Consider the following 17,293-nt stretch of genomic DNA (forward strand, 5'->3'; position numbering starts at 1 on the left):
CGTAGCAGGCCCAATTCAGGGCCGCTTCGCGCCCCAGCGGGAGCAAGCTCCCTCGCCACAGATACTTCTCAGGCCTCCAGACTTCCTTAAGTGAACAGCATTGCGCCAATCGGCGGGTTTCTTGTTAACGCGTGAAGATCACTCTTCGATGTTGCCCATGGCGGTGGTGTTGAAGCCGCCGTCCACGTACATGATTTCGCCGCTGATGCCGGACGCCAGGTCCGAGCACAGGAAGGCGCCGGCATTGCCGACTTCGTCGATGGTGACGTTGCGACGCAGCGGTGTTTGCGCTTCGTTGGCGGCCAGCATTTTACGGAAGTTCTTGATGCCGGAAGCGGCGAGGGTGCGGATCGGGCCAGCCGATACGGCGTTGACGCGGGTGCCTTCCGGGCCCAGGGAGCCGGCCAGGTAACGTACGCCAGCCTCCAGCGAAGCCTTGGCCATGCCCATCACGTTGTAGTTCGGCATGGTGCGCTCGGCGCCCAGGTACGACAGGGTCAGCAGGCTGCCATTGCGGCCTTTCATCATCTCGCGGCCCGCTTTGGCCAGGGCCACGAAGCTGTAGGCGCTGATGTCGTGAGCGATGCGGAAACCTTCACGGGTGGTGGCTTCGGTGAAGTCGCCGTCCAGTTGGTCGCCCGGAGCGAAACCAACGGAGTGCACGATGCAGTCCAGGCCGTCCCATTTTTTGCTCAGTTCTTCGAAAACCCTGGCGATTTCTTCATCGCTGGCCACGTCGCACGGGAAGCACAGCTCAGGGCTCGAACCCCAGCCTTGTGCGAACTCTTCGACACGACCCTTGAGTTTGTCGTTCTGATAAGTGAAGGCAAGCTCAGCGCCCTCGCGATGCATGGCGGCAGCGATACCGGATGCGATGGACAGCTTGCTGGCGACACCGACGATCAGTACGCGCTTACCGGCGAGAAAACCCATGTGTTGCTCCTCTTTCAGGTTATTGCGCAGTGGCTGGTGCCAGGAAAGCGGCCTCCAGCAACTGCTGTGTATAAGGATGTTGCGGTGCGGCAAAGATACCTTGCGCGTCACCTTGTTCGACCACTTGGCCGTGCTTGATCACCATCAACTGGTGACTCAGCGCTTTAACCACCGCCAGGTCATGGCTGATGAACAGATACGTCAGGTTGTACTTGCTTTGCAGTGAGCGCAGCAGTTCAACCACTTGGCGTTGCACGGTGCGGTCGAGGGCCGAGGTCGGCTCGTCCAGCAAGATCAACGCCGGTTTCAGTACCAGGGCTCGGGCAATGGCGATTCTCTGCCGTTGCCCGCCGGAAAACTCGTGGGGATAGCGGTGCCGGGTTGCCGGGTCCAGACCGACTTCCTTGAGTACCGCGATAATCGCCAGCTCCTGCTCGGTCTCTGTACCGATCCGGTGTATCCGCAGGCCTTCGCCGACGATCTGGCTCACGCTCATCCGTGGGCTCAGGCTCCCGAAGGGGTCCTGAAACACCACCTGCATTTCCCGCCGTAGCGGCCTTACCTGTTGTTGCGAAAGGCAATCCAACGACTTGCCTTCAAAACGGATCGCGCCTTTGCTGGCAATCAACCGCAAAATCGCCAGACCCAGCGTGGACTTGCCCGAACCGCTCTCGCCGACAATGCCCAGGGTCTGCCCCTGGGGTAGGCTGAAGTTGATTCCGTCCACGGCTTTGACGTAATCGACGGTGTTGCGCAAAAAGCCTTTTTTGATCGGGAACCAGACTTTCAGGTCCTCGACTTGCAGCAATGGCGGGCCGATGACATTGGTTGCCGGGTTGCCACGAGGCTCCGCTGCCAGCAGCTCCCGGGTGTAAGGATGCTGCGGCGCGCGGAACAGCTCTTCGCACGACGCCTGTTCGACGATGCAACCCTTCTGCATGACACATACGCGATGCGCGACTCTTTGGACCAGGTTCAAATCGTGGCTGATCAGCAGCAGCGCCATGCCCAGACGGGCTTGCAGCTCCTTGAGCAGCTCAAGGATTTTCAGCTGAACCGTCACGTCCAGTGCGGTGGTCGGTTCGTCGGCGATCAGCAGTTCCGGTTCGTTGGCCAGGGCCATGGCGATCATCACGCGCTGACGCTGGCCACCGGACAATTCATGGGGCAGGGCCCTGAGCCGTTTGTGCGGCTCGGGAATTCCCACCAGTTCCAGCAGCTCCAGGGTTCGCTGGGTCGCGACCTTGCCGGTCAGGCCTTTGTGAATGCCCAGCACCTCGTTGATCTGTTTCTCGATCGAGTGCAGCGGGTTCAGCGAGGTCATCGGCTCCTGAAAGATCATCGCAATCCGGTTGCCACGAATGTGCCGGATGGTTTTCTCTTTCAGCGACAGCAGGTCGTGTCCGGAGTAGGTGATGGTGCCGGTGGGGTGGCGCGCCAAGGGGTAGGGCAGCAGGCGCAAGATCGAGTGCGCTGTCACCGATTTGCCGGAGCCGCTTTCGCCGACCAGCGCCAGGGTTTCACCGCGCTTGATGTCGAAGCTGACGCCTTCCACCACCCGTTGCACGTTTTCGCCGACCACAAACTCGACAGAGAGGTTGCGCACTTCGATCAGATTGTCCTGATTCATTTCACTTCCTCGGGTCGAAGGCATCGCGAGCGGACTCGCCGATAAACACCAGCAAACTCAACATCAACGCCAGCACCGCAAAGGCGCTCATACCCAGCCACGGTGCTTGCAGGTTGGATTTGCCCTGAGCCACCAGTTCACCCAGCGATGCACTGCCTGCCGGCAGGCCGAAGCCGAGGAAGTCCAGCGCGGTCAGGGTGCCGATGGCGCCCGTGAGGATGAATGGCATGAAGGTCATGGTCGAGACCATGGCGTTGGGCAGGATGTGCTGGAACATGATTGCGCCGTTCTGCATCCCCAGCGCGCGGGCGGCGCGTACGTATTCCAGGTTACGCCCACGCAGGAACTCGGCGCGGACCACGTCGACCAGGCTCATCCAGGAAAACAGCAGCATGATCCCCAGCAGCCACCAGAAGTTTGGCTGCACGAAACTGGCGAGGATGATCAGCAGATACAGCACGGGCAAGCCTGACCAGATCTCCAGGAAGCGCTGCCCGGCCAAATCGACCCAGCCGCCATAGAAACCCTGCAAGGCGCCGGCAATCACGCCGATGATCGAACTGAGAATGGTCAGCGTCAGCGCAAACAGTACAGACACCCGGAAGCCATAAATCACCCGCGCCAGCACGTCGCGGCCCTGATCGTCGGTGCCCAGCAGATTGTCTGCCGAGGGCGGTGCCGGTGCCGGGACTTTCAGGTCGTAGTTGATGCTTTGGTAGCTAAACGGGATCGGTGCCCATAACGTCCAGGCGTCCTTGGCCTTGAGCAGTTCGCGGATGTACGGGCTCTTGTAGTTGGCTTCCAGCGGAAATTCGCCGCCGAAGGTGGTTTCCGGGTAACGCTTGAGTGCCGGGAAATACCATTGGCCGTCGTAATGCACCGCCAGCGGCTTGTCATTGGCGATCAGCTCGGCACCGAGGCTCGCGCCAAACAGGATCAAAAACAGCCACAGCGACCACCAGCCGCGCTTGTTGGCCTTGAACCGTTCGAAACGTCGGCGATTGAGAGGGGACAGGTTCATCTCAATGCTCCCGGTGTTCGAAGTCGATCCGTGGATCGACCAGGGTGTAGGTGAGGTCGCCGATCAGCTTCACCACCAGCCCCAGCAGGGTGAAGATGAACAGGGTGCCGAACACCACCGGGTAGTCGCGGTTGATCGCTGCTTCAAAACTCATCAGGCCCATGCCGTCGAGCGAGAAGATCACTTCCACCAGCAACGAACCAGTGAAGAAAATCCCGATGAAGGCCGAAGGGAAGCCAGCGATCACCAGCAGCATGGCGTTGCGGAACACATGGCCATAGAGCACGCGATGGCGGGTCAGGCCCTTGGCCTTGGCGGTGACGACGTACTGTTTGTTGATCTCGTCGAGGAAGCTGTTTTTGGTCAACAGGGTCATGGTTGCGAAGTTACCGATCACCAGTGCCGTCACCGGCAGCGCGATGTGCCAGAAGTAATCGCGGACCTTGCCCATCCAGCTCAATTCACTGAAGTTATTCGAGGTCAGGCCGCGCAGGGGGAACCAGTCCAGGTAGCTGCCGCCGGCAAATACCACGATCAGCAGGATCGCAAACAGGAATGCCGGGATCGCGTAACCGACGATGATCGCCGAACTGGTCCACACGTCGAAGTGGCTGCCGTGCCGGGTGGCCTTGGCGATCCCCAGCGGGATCGACACCAGGTACATGATCAGCGTGCTCCAGAGCCCGAGGGAAATCGACACCGGCATCTTTTCCTTGATCAGGTCGATGACCTTGGCATCACGGAAGAAGCTGTCGCCGAAATCCAGGGTGGCGTAGTTCTTGATCATGATCCACAGGCGTTCCGGCGCCGACTTGTCGAAGCCGTACATGTGCTCGATTTCCTTGACCAGCGCCGGGTCCAGGCCCTGCGCGCCGCGATAGCTGGAGCCGGCCACCGAGACTTCGGCACCGCCGCCGGCGATGCGGCTGGTAGCGCCTTCGAAGCCTTCGAGCTTGGCGATCATCTGTTCCACCGGGCCGCCGGGCGCGGCCTGGATGATCACGAAGTTGATCAGCAGAATGCCGAACAGGGTTGGGATGATCAGCAACAGTCGCCGAAAAATATACGCCAGCATCTTATTGCTCCATGCCCGCAGGATCGGCTTGTTCTTTGGTCAGCACTTCGATCGCAGGTTTAGCGTCGGGCTTGATCCACCAGGTGGAAATGCCCACGTCATTGGTCGGTGAGACTTTCGGGTGGCCAATGTGATTCCAGTACGCCACGCGCCAGGTCTTGATGTGCCAGTTGGGGATCACGTAATAGCCCCATTGCAACACCCTGTCGAGCGCCCGGGCATGGGCCACCAGGCTTTTGCGCGAGTCGGCGTTGATCAGCTCTTCGACCAGTTCATCGACTACCGGATCTTTCAGGCCCATGTAATTGCGGCTGCCGGGTTTTTCGGCGCTTTCGGACTTCCAGAGTTCGCGTTGTTCGTTGCCCGGTGAGCTGGACTGCGGGAAGCTGCCGACCATCATGTCGAAGTCGCGCGAGCGCACGCGGTTGATGTACTGCGACACGTCGACCCGCCGAATCACCAGGTCAATGCCCAGGTCACTCATGTTGCGTTTGAACGGCAACAGCACCCGCTCGAACTCGGTCTGCGCCAGCAGGAATTCGATGCTGACCGGTTTGCCGGTGGTATCGACCATCTTGTCGTCGACGATCCGCCAGCCGGCTTCCTGCAACAGTTGATAGGCTTTGCGCTGCTGGGTGCGGATCATTCCGCTGGCATCGGTCACCGGGTTCTGGAACGCTTCGCTGAAGACCTGCTCGGGGATTTTGCCCCGGAACGGATCGAGGATCGCCAGTTGATCCTGATCCGGCAGACCGGTGGCGGCCATTTCCGAGTTTTCGAAGTAGCTGCGGGTGCGCGCGTAGGCGCCGTTGAACAGCTGTTTGTTGGTCCATTCAAAATCCAGCAACAGGCTCAGGGCCTGGCGCACACGCACGTCCTGGAATATCGGGCGGCGCAGGTTGAAGACAAAACCCTGCATGCCGGTGGGGTTACCGTTTGGGATCTGTTCCTTGATCAGGCGCCCCTCGGTGACGGCCGGAATGTTGTAGGCGTTGGCCCAGTTTTTCGCAGTCATCTCCAGCCAGTAATCGAACTGTCCGGCCTTCAGCGCTTCCAGCGCGACGGTGTTGTCGCGGTAGTAATCGATGGTCATGTTGTCGAAGTTGTAAAAGCCCCGATTGACCGGCAGGTCCTTGCCCCAGTAATCCTTGACCCGCTCATAGCGGATCGAACGCCCGGCCTTGACCTCGCTGACCTTGTACGGGCCGCTGCCCAGCGGAATCTCCAGATTGCCCTTGCTGAAGTCGCGGTGTTCCCACCAGTGCTTGGGCAATACCGAGAGCTGTCCAAGGATCAGCGGCAGCTCGCGGTTGCTGGTGTGCTTGAAGGTGAACAGCACCCGCAACGGGGCCTCGGCGATCACGTTGTCGACGTCGCTGTAGTAATCGCGATACAGCGGCGAGCCGCTTTTCATCAGGGTCTGGAAGCTGAACACCACGTCTTCGGCACGCACCGGATGGCCGTCATTAAAACGCGCCTCGGGGCGCAAGTAGAAGCGCACCCAACTGTTGTCCGGGGCCTTTTCGATTTTGCCGGCAATCAAGCCGTATTCGGTAAATGGCTCATCCAGCCCGTGTTTGGCCAGGGTGTCGTAGATCAGGCCAATGTCATCGGCGGCCACGCCCTTGCTGATGAACGGGTTGAGGCTGTCAAAGCCACCAAAGCCGGCCTGACGGAAGATCCCGCCCTTGGGTGCGTCCGGGTTTACATAGTCGAAATGCTTGAAATCAGCCGGGTATTTCGGCGGCTCGTTGTACAGGGTCAGGGCGTGCTGCGGGGCAGCTTGGGCCGTGCAGGCAAGCCCTGCAAAGACCAGACCCAGCAGGGGATGCAAACGCATCATTGGGCTTTCTCCGAAGTCTTCAGCCACCACGCATTCAGCCCCAGGGTGTAGGGCGGCGTGGTGACGAAGGCGAACCGGTTGCGGTACGCCAGGCGATGATAATTGATATACCAGTTGGGGATGCAGTAGTGCTGCCACAGCAGCACCCGATCCAGCGCTTTGCCGGCCGCCAATTGCTCGTCACGGGATTTTGCCGCGAGCAGCTGTTCGAGCAAATGATCGACCACCGGGTTGGCAACGCCCGCGTAATTCTTGCTGCCCTTGACCGAGGCCTGGCTCGAGTGGAAGTACTGCCACTGCTCAAGTCCGGGGCTGAGGGTCTGATCGAGGGTCATCAGGATCATGTCGAAATCGAACTGGTCCAGACGCTGTTTGTATTGGGCACGGTCGACGGTGCGCAGGTGCGCGTCAATGCCGATACTGGCGAGGTTCTCGGCGTAGGGCTGGAGAATGCGTTCCAGATTCGGATTGACCAGCAGGATCTCGAAACGCAGTGGCTGCCCGGCCGCATTCTGCAGGCGCTGGCCATTGAGCTTCCAGCCAGCCTCGGCGAGCAAACCCAGCGCCCGGCGCAGGGTTTCCCGGGGGATGCCGCGGCCGTCGGTCTGCGGCAGGCTGAAGGGCTCGGTGAACAGCTTGGCGGGGAGCTGATCGCGGTAGGGCGAGAGCATCAGCCATTCATGGCCGACCGGAACGCCTGTGGCTGTGAACTCGCTGTTGGGGTAATAACTCATGGCCCGTTTGTAGGCACCGCTGAACAGAGCGCGATTGGTCCATTCGAAGTCGAACATCAAGCCCAGGGCTTCACGCACCTTGTCGTCGGCGAACGTACTGCGCCGGGTGTTCATGAACAGGCCCTGGGTCTGGGTTGGAATCTGGTGGTCGATCTGCGCCTTGATCACCTCGCCACGCCGCACGGCCGGGAAGCTGTAGCCATTGGCCCAGTTCTTGGCCTGGTGCTCGATGTAGATATCGAACTCGCCGGCCTTGAATGCCTCGAACGCGACGTCGCTGTCTCGATAAAACTCGACCTCGACGCGATCATAGTTGTACTTGCCGCGGTTGACCGGCAGGTCCTTGCCCCAGTAATCCTTGACCCGCTCGAACACCAGTTGCCGCCCCGGCTGAACCTCGGTGATGCGGTAAGGGCCACTGCCCAGCGGCGGTTCGAAGGTGGTCGCCTTGAAGTCGCGACCTTCCCAGTAATGCTGCGGCAACACCGGCAACTCGCCTAGGCGCTGGATCAGCAACGGATTACCGGTACGCTTGAACACGAAACGGATGCGCTGTGGGTTGAGGATGTCGACCCGCTGCACTTCCTGAAGATTGGTGCGGTATTGCGGATGACCTTCCTTGAGCAACAAGCGATAGGAAAACGCGACGTCGTAGGCGGTGATCGGTGTGCCGTCGTGAAAGCGTGCTTGCGGGCGCAGGTTGAACACGACCCAGCTGCGGTCTTCGCTGTATTCGACAGACTGGGCGATCAACCCGTAACTGGAGGCAGGTTCATCGCCGGACGGCGCGTACTGCCCCGTACCGACCATCAACGGTTCGTTCAGCTCGTTGATGCCGTACTGCAGAAAGTTCGGGGTCGCGACCGGGCTGGTGCCCTTGAAGGTGTAGGGGTTGAGCGTATCGAAGGTGCCAAATGCCATGACCCGCAATGTACCGCCCTTGGGCGCTTGCGGATTGACCCAGTCGAAGTGGGTGAATTTGGCCGGGTACTTGAGTGTGCCGAACTGCGCATAACCATGGCTTTCGCTGATCGTTGCGCTTGCGGGGAAGCTCAAGGCCAGACTGATTAGGAACAGGAGGGGACGCATCAAGGCAGAGATCCGGTCCAGGCGGCTTGGGCTTTGTGGACCGTACAGTAACAGCTTGTATCGACAGGAAAAAGGTAGGGGCTAAGGTAGGGCTTTTTGTGGCGAGGGAGCTTGCTCCCGCTCGCCTGCGCAGCAGGCGTGAACCCCGTGTATGTGATGTGCCTGAAAGAACCGGATGACACGTTTTGGGGCCGCTTCGCAGCCCAGCGGGAGCAAGCTCCCTCGCCACAAAAAGCCCCAATGCCCAGGGCGGGTCTTAACGCGGGGAAGAAACCGTCAGCACCTGTCCAGGCTTGAGGGCCTGGCCAACACGTGGATTCCAGCGCTTGAGGTGTTGCATCTCAACGTTGAAGCGCTTGGCAACGATGTACAGCGAGTCGCCTTGCTTGACCTTGTATTGGGTCTGCTTCTTGCTGTTGGCTGCAACCACCGTGCTGATACGTCCACCGCTGCGCTTGCTCTTGCTGGTGTCTCGCATCACCAGGGTCTGGCCAACCTTGAGGTCCTTGCCGTTCAGCTTGTTCCAGTGTTGCAGGTCCTTGACCTCGACCTTGTTGGCCTTGGCGATCTGCGTCAGGTTGTCGCCGCGTTTGACCCGGTAGCTGCGCTTGAGCGTTGCCAGTTCGCGGTCGTCTGCACCTTCGAAAACCGGTTTGAGCGGACGCTGGCTGATCAGCTCTTCGGGTTTCATGGTCGACAGGCTGGCGGTCAGCAACTGCGCCTTGGACGTCGGCACCAGCAGGTGCTGGGGACCGTCGATGGTGGTGCGTTGCTTGAAGGCCGGGTTGAGCTGGAACAGTTCGTCTTCGTCGATATTGGCCACCGCGGCAACCTTGGACAGGTCCATGCGCTGGTTGATTTCGACGACTTCAAAATAGGGTTGGTTGGCGATCGGGTTGAGGTTCACGCCATAGGCTTCTGGCGACAGCACGACTTGTGACAAGGCCAGTAGCTTGGGTACATAGGCCTGGGTTTCCGCCGGCAGTGGCAGGTTCCAGTAGTCGGTTGGCAGGCCGAGCTTTTCGTTGCGCTCGATGGCCCGGCTGACCGTGCCTTCACCGGCGTTGTAGGCCGCCAGGGCCAGCAGCCAGTCACCGTTGAACATGTCGTGCAGGCGGGTTAGGTAGTCCATCGCCGCGATGGTCGACGCGGTAATGTCGCGGCGACCGTCATAGAAGCGGGTTTGACGCAGGTTGAAGTAACGCCCGGTGGACGGAATGAACTGCCACAGACCAACCGCATCGGCGCGCGAGTAGGCCATTGGGTTGTAGGCGCTTTCAATCACCGGCAACAGCGCCAGTTCCAGCGGCATGTTGCGTTCTTCAAGGCGTTCGACGATGTAGTGAATGTACAGGCTGCCACGCTCGCTGGCACCTTGCAGAAACGATGGATTGCTGGCGAACCACAGGCGCTGTTGCTCGATGCGCGGGTTGACGCCCAGCCCGTCCTGCAACTGGAAGCCCTGGCGCATGCGCTCCCAGACGTCCTGCGCGGCTTGGGGGCTTGGCTTCTCGTTGATCCAGATAGGTTTTTGTTTGGTCCGGGTAGAAAGCGTATGTGCCACGTCGGTTTGTGGCACCTGACTGGTGCTTTGGCAGCCCGCCAGGGTGGCGGACACAGCCACCGCGATGGCTTGAGCCAAGCGGGTCAATGCGTCTGAATTGATGGATTTACGAATAGATGACGACATTGGCTGGAAGTTAGTTCCGGGCAAAAATGTCGGGCGATTCTAGAAAGCGTACGGGGTGCGGTCAACCATTCAGAATTTTTGTACCAATAGTGGCCCTCTCTAGAACGTATCTTTCCATGCCCGAAGAGCCGCAAAAACCTCACTCGGAGCCCGGTTATCCTGGCCATTCCGTTCGTCTACTTTTTCTTTAACAGATGTTTCGCCAGTACGTAGAAAAGGGTTGGTAAGTTTCTCCAGCGCCAGGGTCGACGGTAGCGACATGCCACCCGACTCGCGTAATTGGGAGACTTTCTCGAGACGCTCGGCAATGTCCGGGTTGTTCGGCTCGACAGCCGCGGCAAAGCGCAGATTGCTCAGGGTGTACTCGTGGGTGCAGTACACCAGCGTGTCTTCGGGCAACGCGGCCAGGCGGCTGAGGGAGTGGTGCATTTGTGCCGGCGTACCTTCGAACAGGCGTCCGCAACCGGCGGCGAACAGGGTGTCGCCACAGAACAGCAGCCCCTGATGGTAGTAAGCGATATGACCCAGTGTGTGGCCCGGCACCGCATACACGTCGAACTCCCGGCCGAGTACGTTGACGCGATCATTATCGTCCACGGCGATGTCGCGTCCGGGGATATTTTCGTTGGCCGGGCCGTAGACCGTGGCGCCCGTCGCTTTTTTGAGTTGCTCGACGCCGCCGACGTGATCATGGTGGTGATGGGTGACCAGGATGTCGCTGAGCTGCCATCCCGGATGCATGGCCAACCAGGCCTGCACGGGGGCGGCATCACCCGGATCGACCACGGCGCAGCGCTGGCTGCGGTGATCCTGTAACAACCAGATGTAGTTGTCGGTGAAGGCGGGAAGGGCACTGATCTGTATCATCGCAGGATTCGCCAAGCGGAAAACAATGGTGCATCTTAGAGCTTCTTGGCGAGTTGGAGAATGCAATGACCGATAAAGCGTTCGCTCAGGCTGATCCTGACTGGCTGGCATTGATCAGTGCCGCTCGCGAGTGGCTGTCAGGTCCCATCGGCCAATTTTTGTTGAATGAAGAACGCCGGATGCTCGAAGACGAACTGGGGCGTTTCTTTGGCGGCTACCTGGTGCATTACGGCCCTTCGGCCGAAACGCCACCGGCGGCGAAGCAGGTGCAGCGCAATGTCCGTCTGGGAGCGCCGCTGCCGGGGGTGGAAATAGTCTGCGAAGAACAGGCCTGGCCGATCAGTGAGCACGCCGCCGACGTGGTGGTGATGCAGCACGGGCTGGATTTCTGCCTGTCGCCGCATGGCCTGCTGCGCGAGGCCGCCAGCGCGGTGCGTCCCGGCGGGCACCTGCTGATTGTCGGGATCAACCCCTGGAGCAGTTGGGGGTTGCGCCACATGTTTGCGAGCGACGCCATGCGCAAGGCGCGCTGCATTTCGCCGTCGCGGGTCGCCGACTGGCTCAACCTGCTGGGGTTCGCGCTGGAGAAACGCCGCTTCGGGTGCTATCGTCCGCCGCTTGCGTCCCCGGCATGGCAAACCCGCTTGGCCGGTTGGGAACGCAAGGCCGGTGACTGGCAGCTGTCCGGTGGCGGTTTCTATTTATTGGTGGCGCGCAAGATCGTCGTCGGCTTGCGACCGGTCCGCCAGGTGCGCCGCGAGCCTATGGGCAAGTTGATCCCGCTGCCGATGGCCAAGGTCAATCGACGCCACAGCGAGCCGTAATAAACATTTTATTTTCCCGGCCGGGCTTGCCCGGCCTTGGGCGTTGTCGATCATTGATCGGCAGCCACAGACATTTTCTGGATAGGTTGGCATGAGCGATAGCGTAGAACTCTTCACCGACGGCGCCTGCAAGGGCAATCCTGGCCCCGGCGGCTGGGGCGCACTGCTGGTGTGCAAGGGCGTTGAAAAGGAACTCTGGGGCGGCGAAGCCAATACCACCAACAACCGTATGGAACTGATGGGCGCCATTCGTGGCCTTGAAGAGCTCAAGCGTTCTTGCGACGTATTGCTGGTCACCGACTCGCAATACGTGATGAAAGGCATCAACGAATGGATGGTCAACTGGAAGAAACGCGGCTGGAAAACTGCGGCGAAAGAGCCAGTGAAGAACGCTGATCTGTGGAAGCAGCTCGACGAGCAGGTCAACCGCCACAACGTTACCTGGAAGTGGGTGCGCGGCCACGTCGGGCATCCCGGTAACGAACGCGCCGACCAGTTGGCCAACCGTGGTGTCGACGACGTCCGGGGTTACAAGCAGGACTGACGCCTCAAATCACAGCACCAGAATCGCCGCGGCCAGTTGCTCATCCGAGTAGACCTGACCGGCGAGCATGCTACGGATCCGTTCAAATGCGGCCTCCAGCTGAACGCCGCGAATGTCGCCACGACTGGCGACAAACGCCGCCGCATCGGATTTTGCAGCCAGCACGATCTTGTCATCCTTGAATGAGCTGCTGGTACCTTTGGTGGGACTCATGCTCATGCTCAGGGTGATATCGGTGCTCATCACAAAACTGGTGGCTCGCACCGCTGTGCTGAACAGACTGCCGACAATCAGCAGGGTTATAAGGGTGGAGGTTGTCGTCATGACGTGCGCGATTCCTGTGGGAAATACTCGGGGCGCACGCTAACAGGGGGGCCGCTCAGCCATCTTTATGAGCTTTGCGAATGATTGTTAAAAACTGCGCAAGGCCGTTACACCGGCTTGCGCAGTCGCAAGGCTTCGATCATTTTCAGGCAGTGACTCAATCCCGGCGAGACATCGCCGACGCGCTGGCTCAGGATGATCGGCGAGGTGGCATTGGTTTCCAGTACCGGCGTGAAACCAATGTCGTCGCGATGCAGCAACTGTACCGAGGCCGGCACCAGCGTGACGCCGATACCGGCGCCCACCAGGCCAATGGCGGTTTGCAGCTCGTTGGTCCATTGCGCGACCTTGATGCTCACCCCGTAGGACTCGAACAGCGCGATCACATGGTCGGCATAGCTGGGGCGGGGATTGCCGGGATACAGCACAAATGGTTCATTGGCCAACTCGGTGAGGCTGATGGGGCCGGCCAGAAGTGGATGGCCGGCGGGCAGGGCAGCCACCAGACGGTCTTCATTCAATACGGTTTGAATGATTGCCGGGTCATCGATACGAATCCGCCCGAAGCCAACGTCGATACGTCCGGCCTTGAGCGCTTGCACCTGTTGCAGCGTGGTCATTTCCGACAGGCCGAGCTCCAGTTCCAGCGACTCGTTGCTGCGCAGTCGGCGAATCAGTTCGGGCAACACGCCATACAGGGTCGAAGGGGCAAAACCGATACCCAGCCAGGTCTTTTCGCCCAGGCCGATACGTCGGGTGTTGTCGCAGACCTTGCTCAATTGCTCAAGCAGGGCGCTGGAGTGCTCAAGGAAAAACCGCCCGGCTTCGGTCAGACGCAATGGCCTGCCGCGTTCCAGCAACACCACCCCAAGTTCATCTTCCAGTTGCTGGATTTGCCGGCTCAACGGTGGCTGGGCGATGTGCAGGCGTTCGGCGGCGCGGGTGAAATTCAGGGTTTGACCCAGCACCTGGAAGTAACGCAGATGACGCAGCTCCATGAGCCCTCCACAGTCGGCGATGGTGAATACCTTTAAGGTATCGATCCAGACCAATTCTATATTGGAACCTTGAAAAAAGCCGTACGAGAATCCGTCACAGAACTTCAAGAACCTGACGGGTATCGACATGCTTTCTTCTGCCATTGAATCGATCGAGACGATCATCGTCGATCTGCCGACTATCCGCCCGCACAAGCTGGCGATGCACACCATGCAGAATCAGACGCTGGTGATCATCCGCGTACGTTGCGCCGACGGTATCGAAGGCATCGGCGAATCGACCACCATCGGTGGCCTGGCCTACGGTAATGAAAGCCCGGACAGCATCAAGACCAACATCGACAAGCACTTTGCGCCGCTGCTGCTGGGGCAGGATGCGTGCAACATCAACGCGGCGATGTTGCGCCTGGAGCGCAGTATTCGCGGCAATACCTTTGCCAAATCCGGCATCGAAACCGCTTTGCTCGACGCCCACGGCAAACGCCTTGGGCTGCCGGTCAGTGAGTTGCTCGGTGGCCGTGTACGCGACTCGCTGCCAGTAGCCTGGACGCTGGCCAGCGGCGATACCGCCAAGGACATCGCCGAAGCCGAGCAGATGCTCGATCTGCGTCGCCACCGGATCTTCAAGTTGAAGATCGGTGCCGGCGAAGTCGACCGCGACCTGGCTCACGTCATTGCGATCAAAAAAGCCTTGGGTGACCGCGCCAGCGTGCGCGTCGACGTTAATCAGGCGTGGGATGAAGCGGTCGCACTGCGGGCTTGCAGGATTCTCGGCGGCAACGGCATCGACCTGATCGAACAGCCGATTTCGCGCAACAACCGTGCCGGCATGGTGCGCCTGAACGCCATGAGCCCGGCGCCGATCATGGCGGACGAGTCGATCGAGTGCGTGGAAGATGCGTTCAACCTGGCACGCGAAGGCGCGGCCTCGGTGTTCGCACTGAAAATCGCCAAGAACGGCGGCCCCCGTGCAGTGCTGCGCACCGCGGCGATTGCCGAAGCGGCAGGTATCGGCCTGTACGGCGGCACCATGCTTGAAGGCGGGATCGGCACGCTGGCCTCGGCCCATGCCTTCCTCACGCTGAACGAGCTGAGTTGGGACACCGAGCTGTTCGGCCCGCTGTTGCTGACCGAAGACATCCTCAGCGAGCCGCCGGTTTACCGCGATTTCCATTTGCATGTTTCCCAGGCACCCGGCCTTGGCCTGAGCCTGGACGAAGAGCGGCTGGCGTTTTTCCGCCGCGACAAAACCTCCACTGCCATTCATTCCGCCTGAGGAGAACAGCATGTTGTTCCACGTAAAAATGACCGTGAACCTGCCGGTCGACATGGACCCGGAGCGCGCCGCTCGGCTCAAGTCCGACGAAAAGGCCCTGGCCCAGCGCCTGCAACAGCAGGGTAAGTGGCGCCATTTGTGGCGCATCGCCGGGCTGTACGCCAATTACAGCGTGTTCGACGTCGACAGCGTGCAGGAACTGCACGACCTGCTGATGCAACTGCCGCTTTACCCCTACATGGCTATCGAAGTGAACGCGATGTGCAGGCATCCTTCCTCTATTCATGAGGATGATCGCTGAGCCGTTGCCTGCCAGTTCTGTACTCTAATAAATACAAGATGAGGATTAATCATGAACGCCAAAATTTCCCACACTGCCAGCGCCCAGAAGTTTCTCGAAGAAGCCAGTGGCCTGCTCAACGACGCTGGCAACCCGCGCGCCAAAGCGCTGATCTACCGCATCCTGCGTGACTCGGTGAACATCATCGAAGACCTCGAAGTGACCCCGGAAGAGTTCTGGAAAGCCGTCAACTACCTGAACGAACTGGGCGCGCGCCAAGAGGCGGGCCTGTTGGTTGCCGGCTTGGGCCTGGAACACTACCTCGACCTGTTGATGGATGCCGAAGACGCGCAGGCCGGTAAAACCGGTGGCACCCCGCGCACCATCGAAGGCCCGCTGTATGTCGCCGGCGCACCGCTGTCCAACGGCGAAGCGCGGCTGGACGACGGCGTTGATCCGGGCGTGGTGCTGTTCATGCAGGGTCAGGTCAAGAATACCGATGGCAAGCCGCTGGCCGGCGCCGTGGTGGATGTCTGGCACGCCAATACCGGCGGCACCTATTCGTACTTCGATGGCAGCCAGTCCGAGTTCAACCTGCGTCGGCGGATCGTCACCGATGCCGAAGGTCGCTATCGCTTCCGCAGCATCGTGCCGTCGGGCTACGGTTGCCCACCGGACGGTCCGACCCAGCAGCTGCTTGATCAACTGGGTCGTCATGGCCAGCGCCCGGCGCACATCCACTTCTTCATCTCGGCGGATGACCATCGCCACCTGACCACCCAGATCAACCTGGACGGTGACAAGTACCTGCACGACGATTTTGCCTACGCCACCCGCGACGAACTGATCGCCAAAATCACCTTCAGTGACGATCAGCAGCGTGCACGTGAGCATGGTGTCAGCGGCCGCTTTGCCGAGATCGAATTCGATTTCACCCTGCAGTCGTCTGCGCAACCAGAAGAGCAACACCGTCACGAGCGAGTGCGCGCACTGGAAGACTGATCAGCGCTGGCCCAGGCCACGGGATAACAGACCGTTTATCTCGTGGCCTTCCGCTTTGCGGCGGCTCGCATAGAATGGTCAGGCCCGATTTTCCGGGGTGCGTGCCCAAGAGCACCCGCACCGCAGCCGATAATCACAACCAGAGTGAGCGGTTATGCAAGCGCATCTATTGAGTGAGCGCAGCAGAGTGTTTGAGCAGGCCGATCCCTATGCGGTGTCGGGCTACGTCAATCAGCACGTGGGCAACCATTGTATCCGCTTGCCCGGAAGCGGCAGCCCTCAGGCCAGTCTCAATCACAGCAAATTCGCCAGTCTCGACCTGTGCCGAATCAGCTATGGCGGCAGTGTTCGGGTGACTTCGCCGGCGCTCGAAACCATCTATCACCTGCAAGTGCTGCTACGTGGAAACTGCCTGTGGCGTGGTCATCGGCAGGAACACTACTTTGCGCCCGGTGAGCTGTTGCTGATCAATCCGGACGATCCGGTGGACCTGACGTATTCCGACGACTGCGAAAAATTCATCGTGAAAATGCCCGCCAGCCTGCTGGAGTCGGTGTGCCAGGAGCAACGCTGGTTGCACCCGGGGCAGGGCGTGCGGTTTCTCGAGAACCGCTACCAGCTGGATGAGCTTGAAGGTTTCGTCAATCTGCTGGGCATGGTTTGCCAGGAGGCTGAAGCGACCGAGCGCATGCCGCGTGTTCAGGAACATTACGCGCAGATTGTCGTGAGCAAGATGCTCAGCCTGATGAAAACCAACGTCAGGCGCCTCGGTCTCGGTTCGCAGTCAGCGAACTTCGAGTTGATCGCCGACTACATCGAACGCAACCTCAAGCAGGACATTTGCAGCGAAGAACTGGCGCGTCAGGCACAGATGAGCCTGCGTTCGTTGTATGGCTTGTTCGAGCGCAATGCGGCGACCACCCCGAAAAACTATATCCGGCAGAAGAAGCTCGAACGGGTCAACGCCTGTCTCAGCGACCCGACCTGCACGGTACGCAACGTGACCGAACTGGCCATGGATTACGGCTTCCTGCACCTGGGACGATTCTCCGAAAGCTACCGCAAGCAGTTCGGCGAATTGCCGTCGGACACCCTCAAGCGCCGTCACTGATACATAACCTGTAGGAGCAAGGCTTGCCCGCGATGGCGTCCGAGAGATCGCC

At 60.0% G+C, this 17,293-nt stretch carries 16 protein-coding genes; 6 read left to right on the top strand and 10 right to left on the bottom strand.

Annotation, left to right across the window (positions count from 1 at the left end; genetic code table 11):
* Window positions 1-138: 138 nt before the first annotated feature.
* The 8 genes from fabI to gloB form a co-directional block, all read right to left on the bottom strand.
* Entirely contained in the window at window positions 139-933 is a 795-nt protein-coding gene (gene fabI / locus AC1RJ3_RS29305; protein WP_054597118.1) for an enoyl-ACP reductase FabI, read from the bottom strand.
* A gap of 19 nt (window positions 934-952) precedes the next feature.
* A complete protein-coding gene (locus AC1RJ3_RS29310; RefSeq protein WP_493081930.1) occupies window positions 953-2,563 on the bottom strand; it encodes an ABC transporter ATP-binding protein in 1,611 nt (536 codons plus the stop codon).
* A 1-nt stretch (window position 2,564) separates the two neighbouring features.
* Complete coding sequence (locus AC1RJ3_RS29315; protein WP_054597120.1) at window positions 2,565-3,584, bottom strand: ABC transporter permease; 1,020 nt, start codon at window positions 3,582-3,584, stop codon at window positions 2,565-2,567.
* 1 nt (window position 3,585) lies between these two features.
* On the bottom strand, window positions 3,586-4,659 hold the full coding sequence (locus tag AC1RJ3_RS29320; protein ID WP_347929894.1) for a microcin C ABC transporter permease YejB: 1,074 nt from the start codon (window positions 4,657-4,659) through the stop codon (window positions 3,586-3,588).
* Between the two features lies 1 nt (window position 4,660).
* Window positions 4,661-6,502 (bottom strand): extracellular solute-binding protein, encoded by a 1,842-nt coding sequence (locus tag AC1RJ3_RS29325; RefSeq protein ID WP_493081932.1) that lies wholly within the window; start codon window positions 6,500-6,502, stop codon window positions 4,661-4,663.
* Entirely contained in the window at window positions 6,499-8,325 is a 1,827-nt protein-coding gene (locus AC1RJ3_RS29330; RefSeq protein ID WP_493081941.1) for an extracellular solute-binding protein, read from the bottom strand. The genes AC1RJ3_RS29325 and AC1RJ3_RS29330 overlap by 4 nt, the downstream gene beginning before the upstream one ends.
* 256 nt (window positions 8,326-8,581) lie before the next feature.
* The gene (locus tag AC1RJ3_RS29335; protein WP_054597123.1) at window positions 8,582-10,015 is read right to left on the bottom strand and encodes a transglycosylase SLT domain-containing protein; all 1,434 of its coding nucleotides are present in this window, start codon (window positions 10,013-10,015) and stop codon (window positions 8,582-8,584) included.
* Between the two features lie 99 nt (window positions 10,016-10,114).
* Window positions 10,115-10,882, bottom strand: coding sequence for a hydroxyacylglutathione hydrolase (gene gloB / locus AC1RJ3_RS29340; protein ID WP_493081934.1), 768 nt, complete (start codon window positions 10,880-10,882; stop codon window positions 10,115-10,117).
* A gap of 65 nt (window positions 10,883-10,947) precedes the next feature.
* On the opposite strand from gloB, the gene AC1RJ3_RS29345 reads away from it, so the two are divergent.
* Window positions 10,948-11,706, top strand: coding sequence for a class I SAM-dependent methyltransferase (locus AC1RJ3_RS29345; RefSeq protein WP_493081936.1), 759 nt, complete (start codon window positions 10,948-10,950; stop codon window positions 11,704-11,706).
* 91 nt (window positions 11,707-11,797) lie between these two features.
* Window positions 11,798-12,250: a ribonuclease HI gene (gene rnhA, locus AC1RJ3_RS29350; protein WP_019690633.1), complete on the top strand. Its 453-nt coding sequence runs from the start codon at window positions 11,798-11,800 to the stop codon at window positions 12,248-12,250.
* A 9-nt stretch (window positions 12,251-12,259) separates the two neighbouring features.
* Here the strand turns inward: rnhA and AC1RJ3_RS29355 are convergent, their stop codons facing one another.
* A complete protein-coding gene (locus AC1RJ3_RS29355) occupies window positions 12,260-12,574 on the bottom strand; it encodes a DUF2388 domain-containing protein (protein WP_054597126.1) in 315 nt (104 codons plus the stop codon).
* 107 nt (window positions 12,575-12,681) lie between these two features.
* The gene (locus AC1RJ3_RS29360) at window positions 12,682-13,572 is read right to left on the bottom strand and encodes a LysR family transcriptional regulator (protein WP_493081938.1); all 891 of its coding nucleotides are present in this window, start codon (window positions 13,570-13,572) and stop codon (window positions 12,682-12,684) included.
* A 127-nt stretch (window positions 13,573-13,699) separates the two neighbouring features.
* On the opposite strand from AC1RJ3_RS29360, the gene AC1RJ3_RS29365 reads away from it, so the two are divergent.
* The 4 genes from AC1RJ3_RS29365 to AC1RJ3_RS29380 all read left to right on the top strand — a co-directional run bounded on the left by AC1RJ3_RS29365 (window position 13,700) and on the right by AC1RJ3_RS29380 (window position 17,241).
* Window positions 13,700-14,848, top strand: a complete 1,149-nt coding sequence (locus AC1RJ3_RS29365) for a muconate cycloisomerase family protein (protein ID WP_489112350.1) — start codon at window positions 13,700-13,702, stop codon at window positions 14,846-14,848.
* 10 nt (window positions 14,849-14,858) lie between these two features.
* Window positions 14,859-15,149 carry a muconolactone Delta-isomerase gene (gene catC / locus AC1RJ3_RS29370; protein ID WP_054597129.1) on the top strand — a complete coding sequence of 97 codons (291 nt, stop codon included), beginning with the start codon at window positions 14,859-14,861 and terminating at the stop codon, window positions 15,147-15,149.
* Window positions 15,150-15,200: 51 nt separating this feature from the next.
* Window positions 15,201-16,130: a catechol 1,2-dioxygenase gene (gene catA, locus AC1RJ3_RS29375; RefSeq protein WP_054597130.1), complete on the top strand. Its 930-nt coding sequence runs from the start codon at window positions 15,201-15,203 to the stop codon at window positions 16,128-16,130.
* Window positions 16,131-16,284: 154 nt separating this feature from the next.
* On the top strand, window positions 16,285-17,241 hold the full coding sequence (locus AC1RJ3_RS29380; RefSeq protein WP_054597131.1) for an AraC family transcriptional regulator: 957 nt from the start codon (window positions 16,285-16,287) through the stop codon (window positions 17,239-17,241).
* The last annotated feature ends 52 nt before the right edge of the window (window positions 17,242-17,293 follow it).

The sequence above is a fragment of the Pseudomonas sp. GW822-FHT04C11 genome (assembly GCF_058800905.1).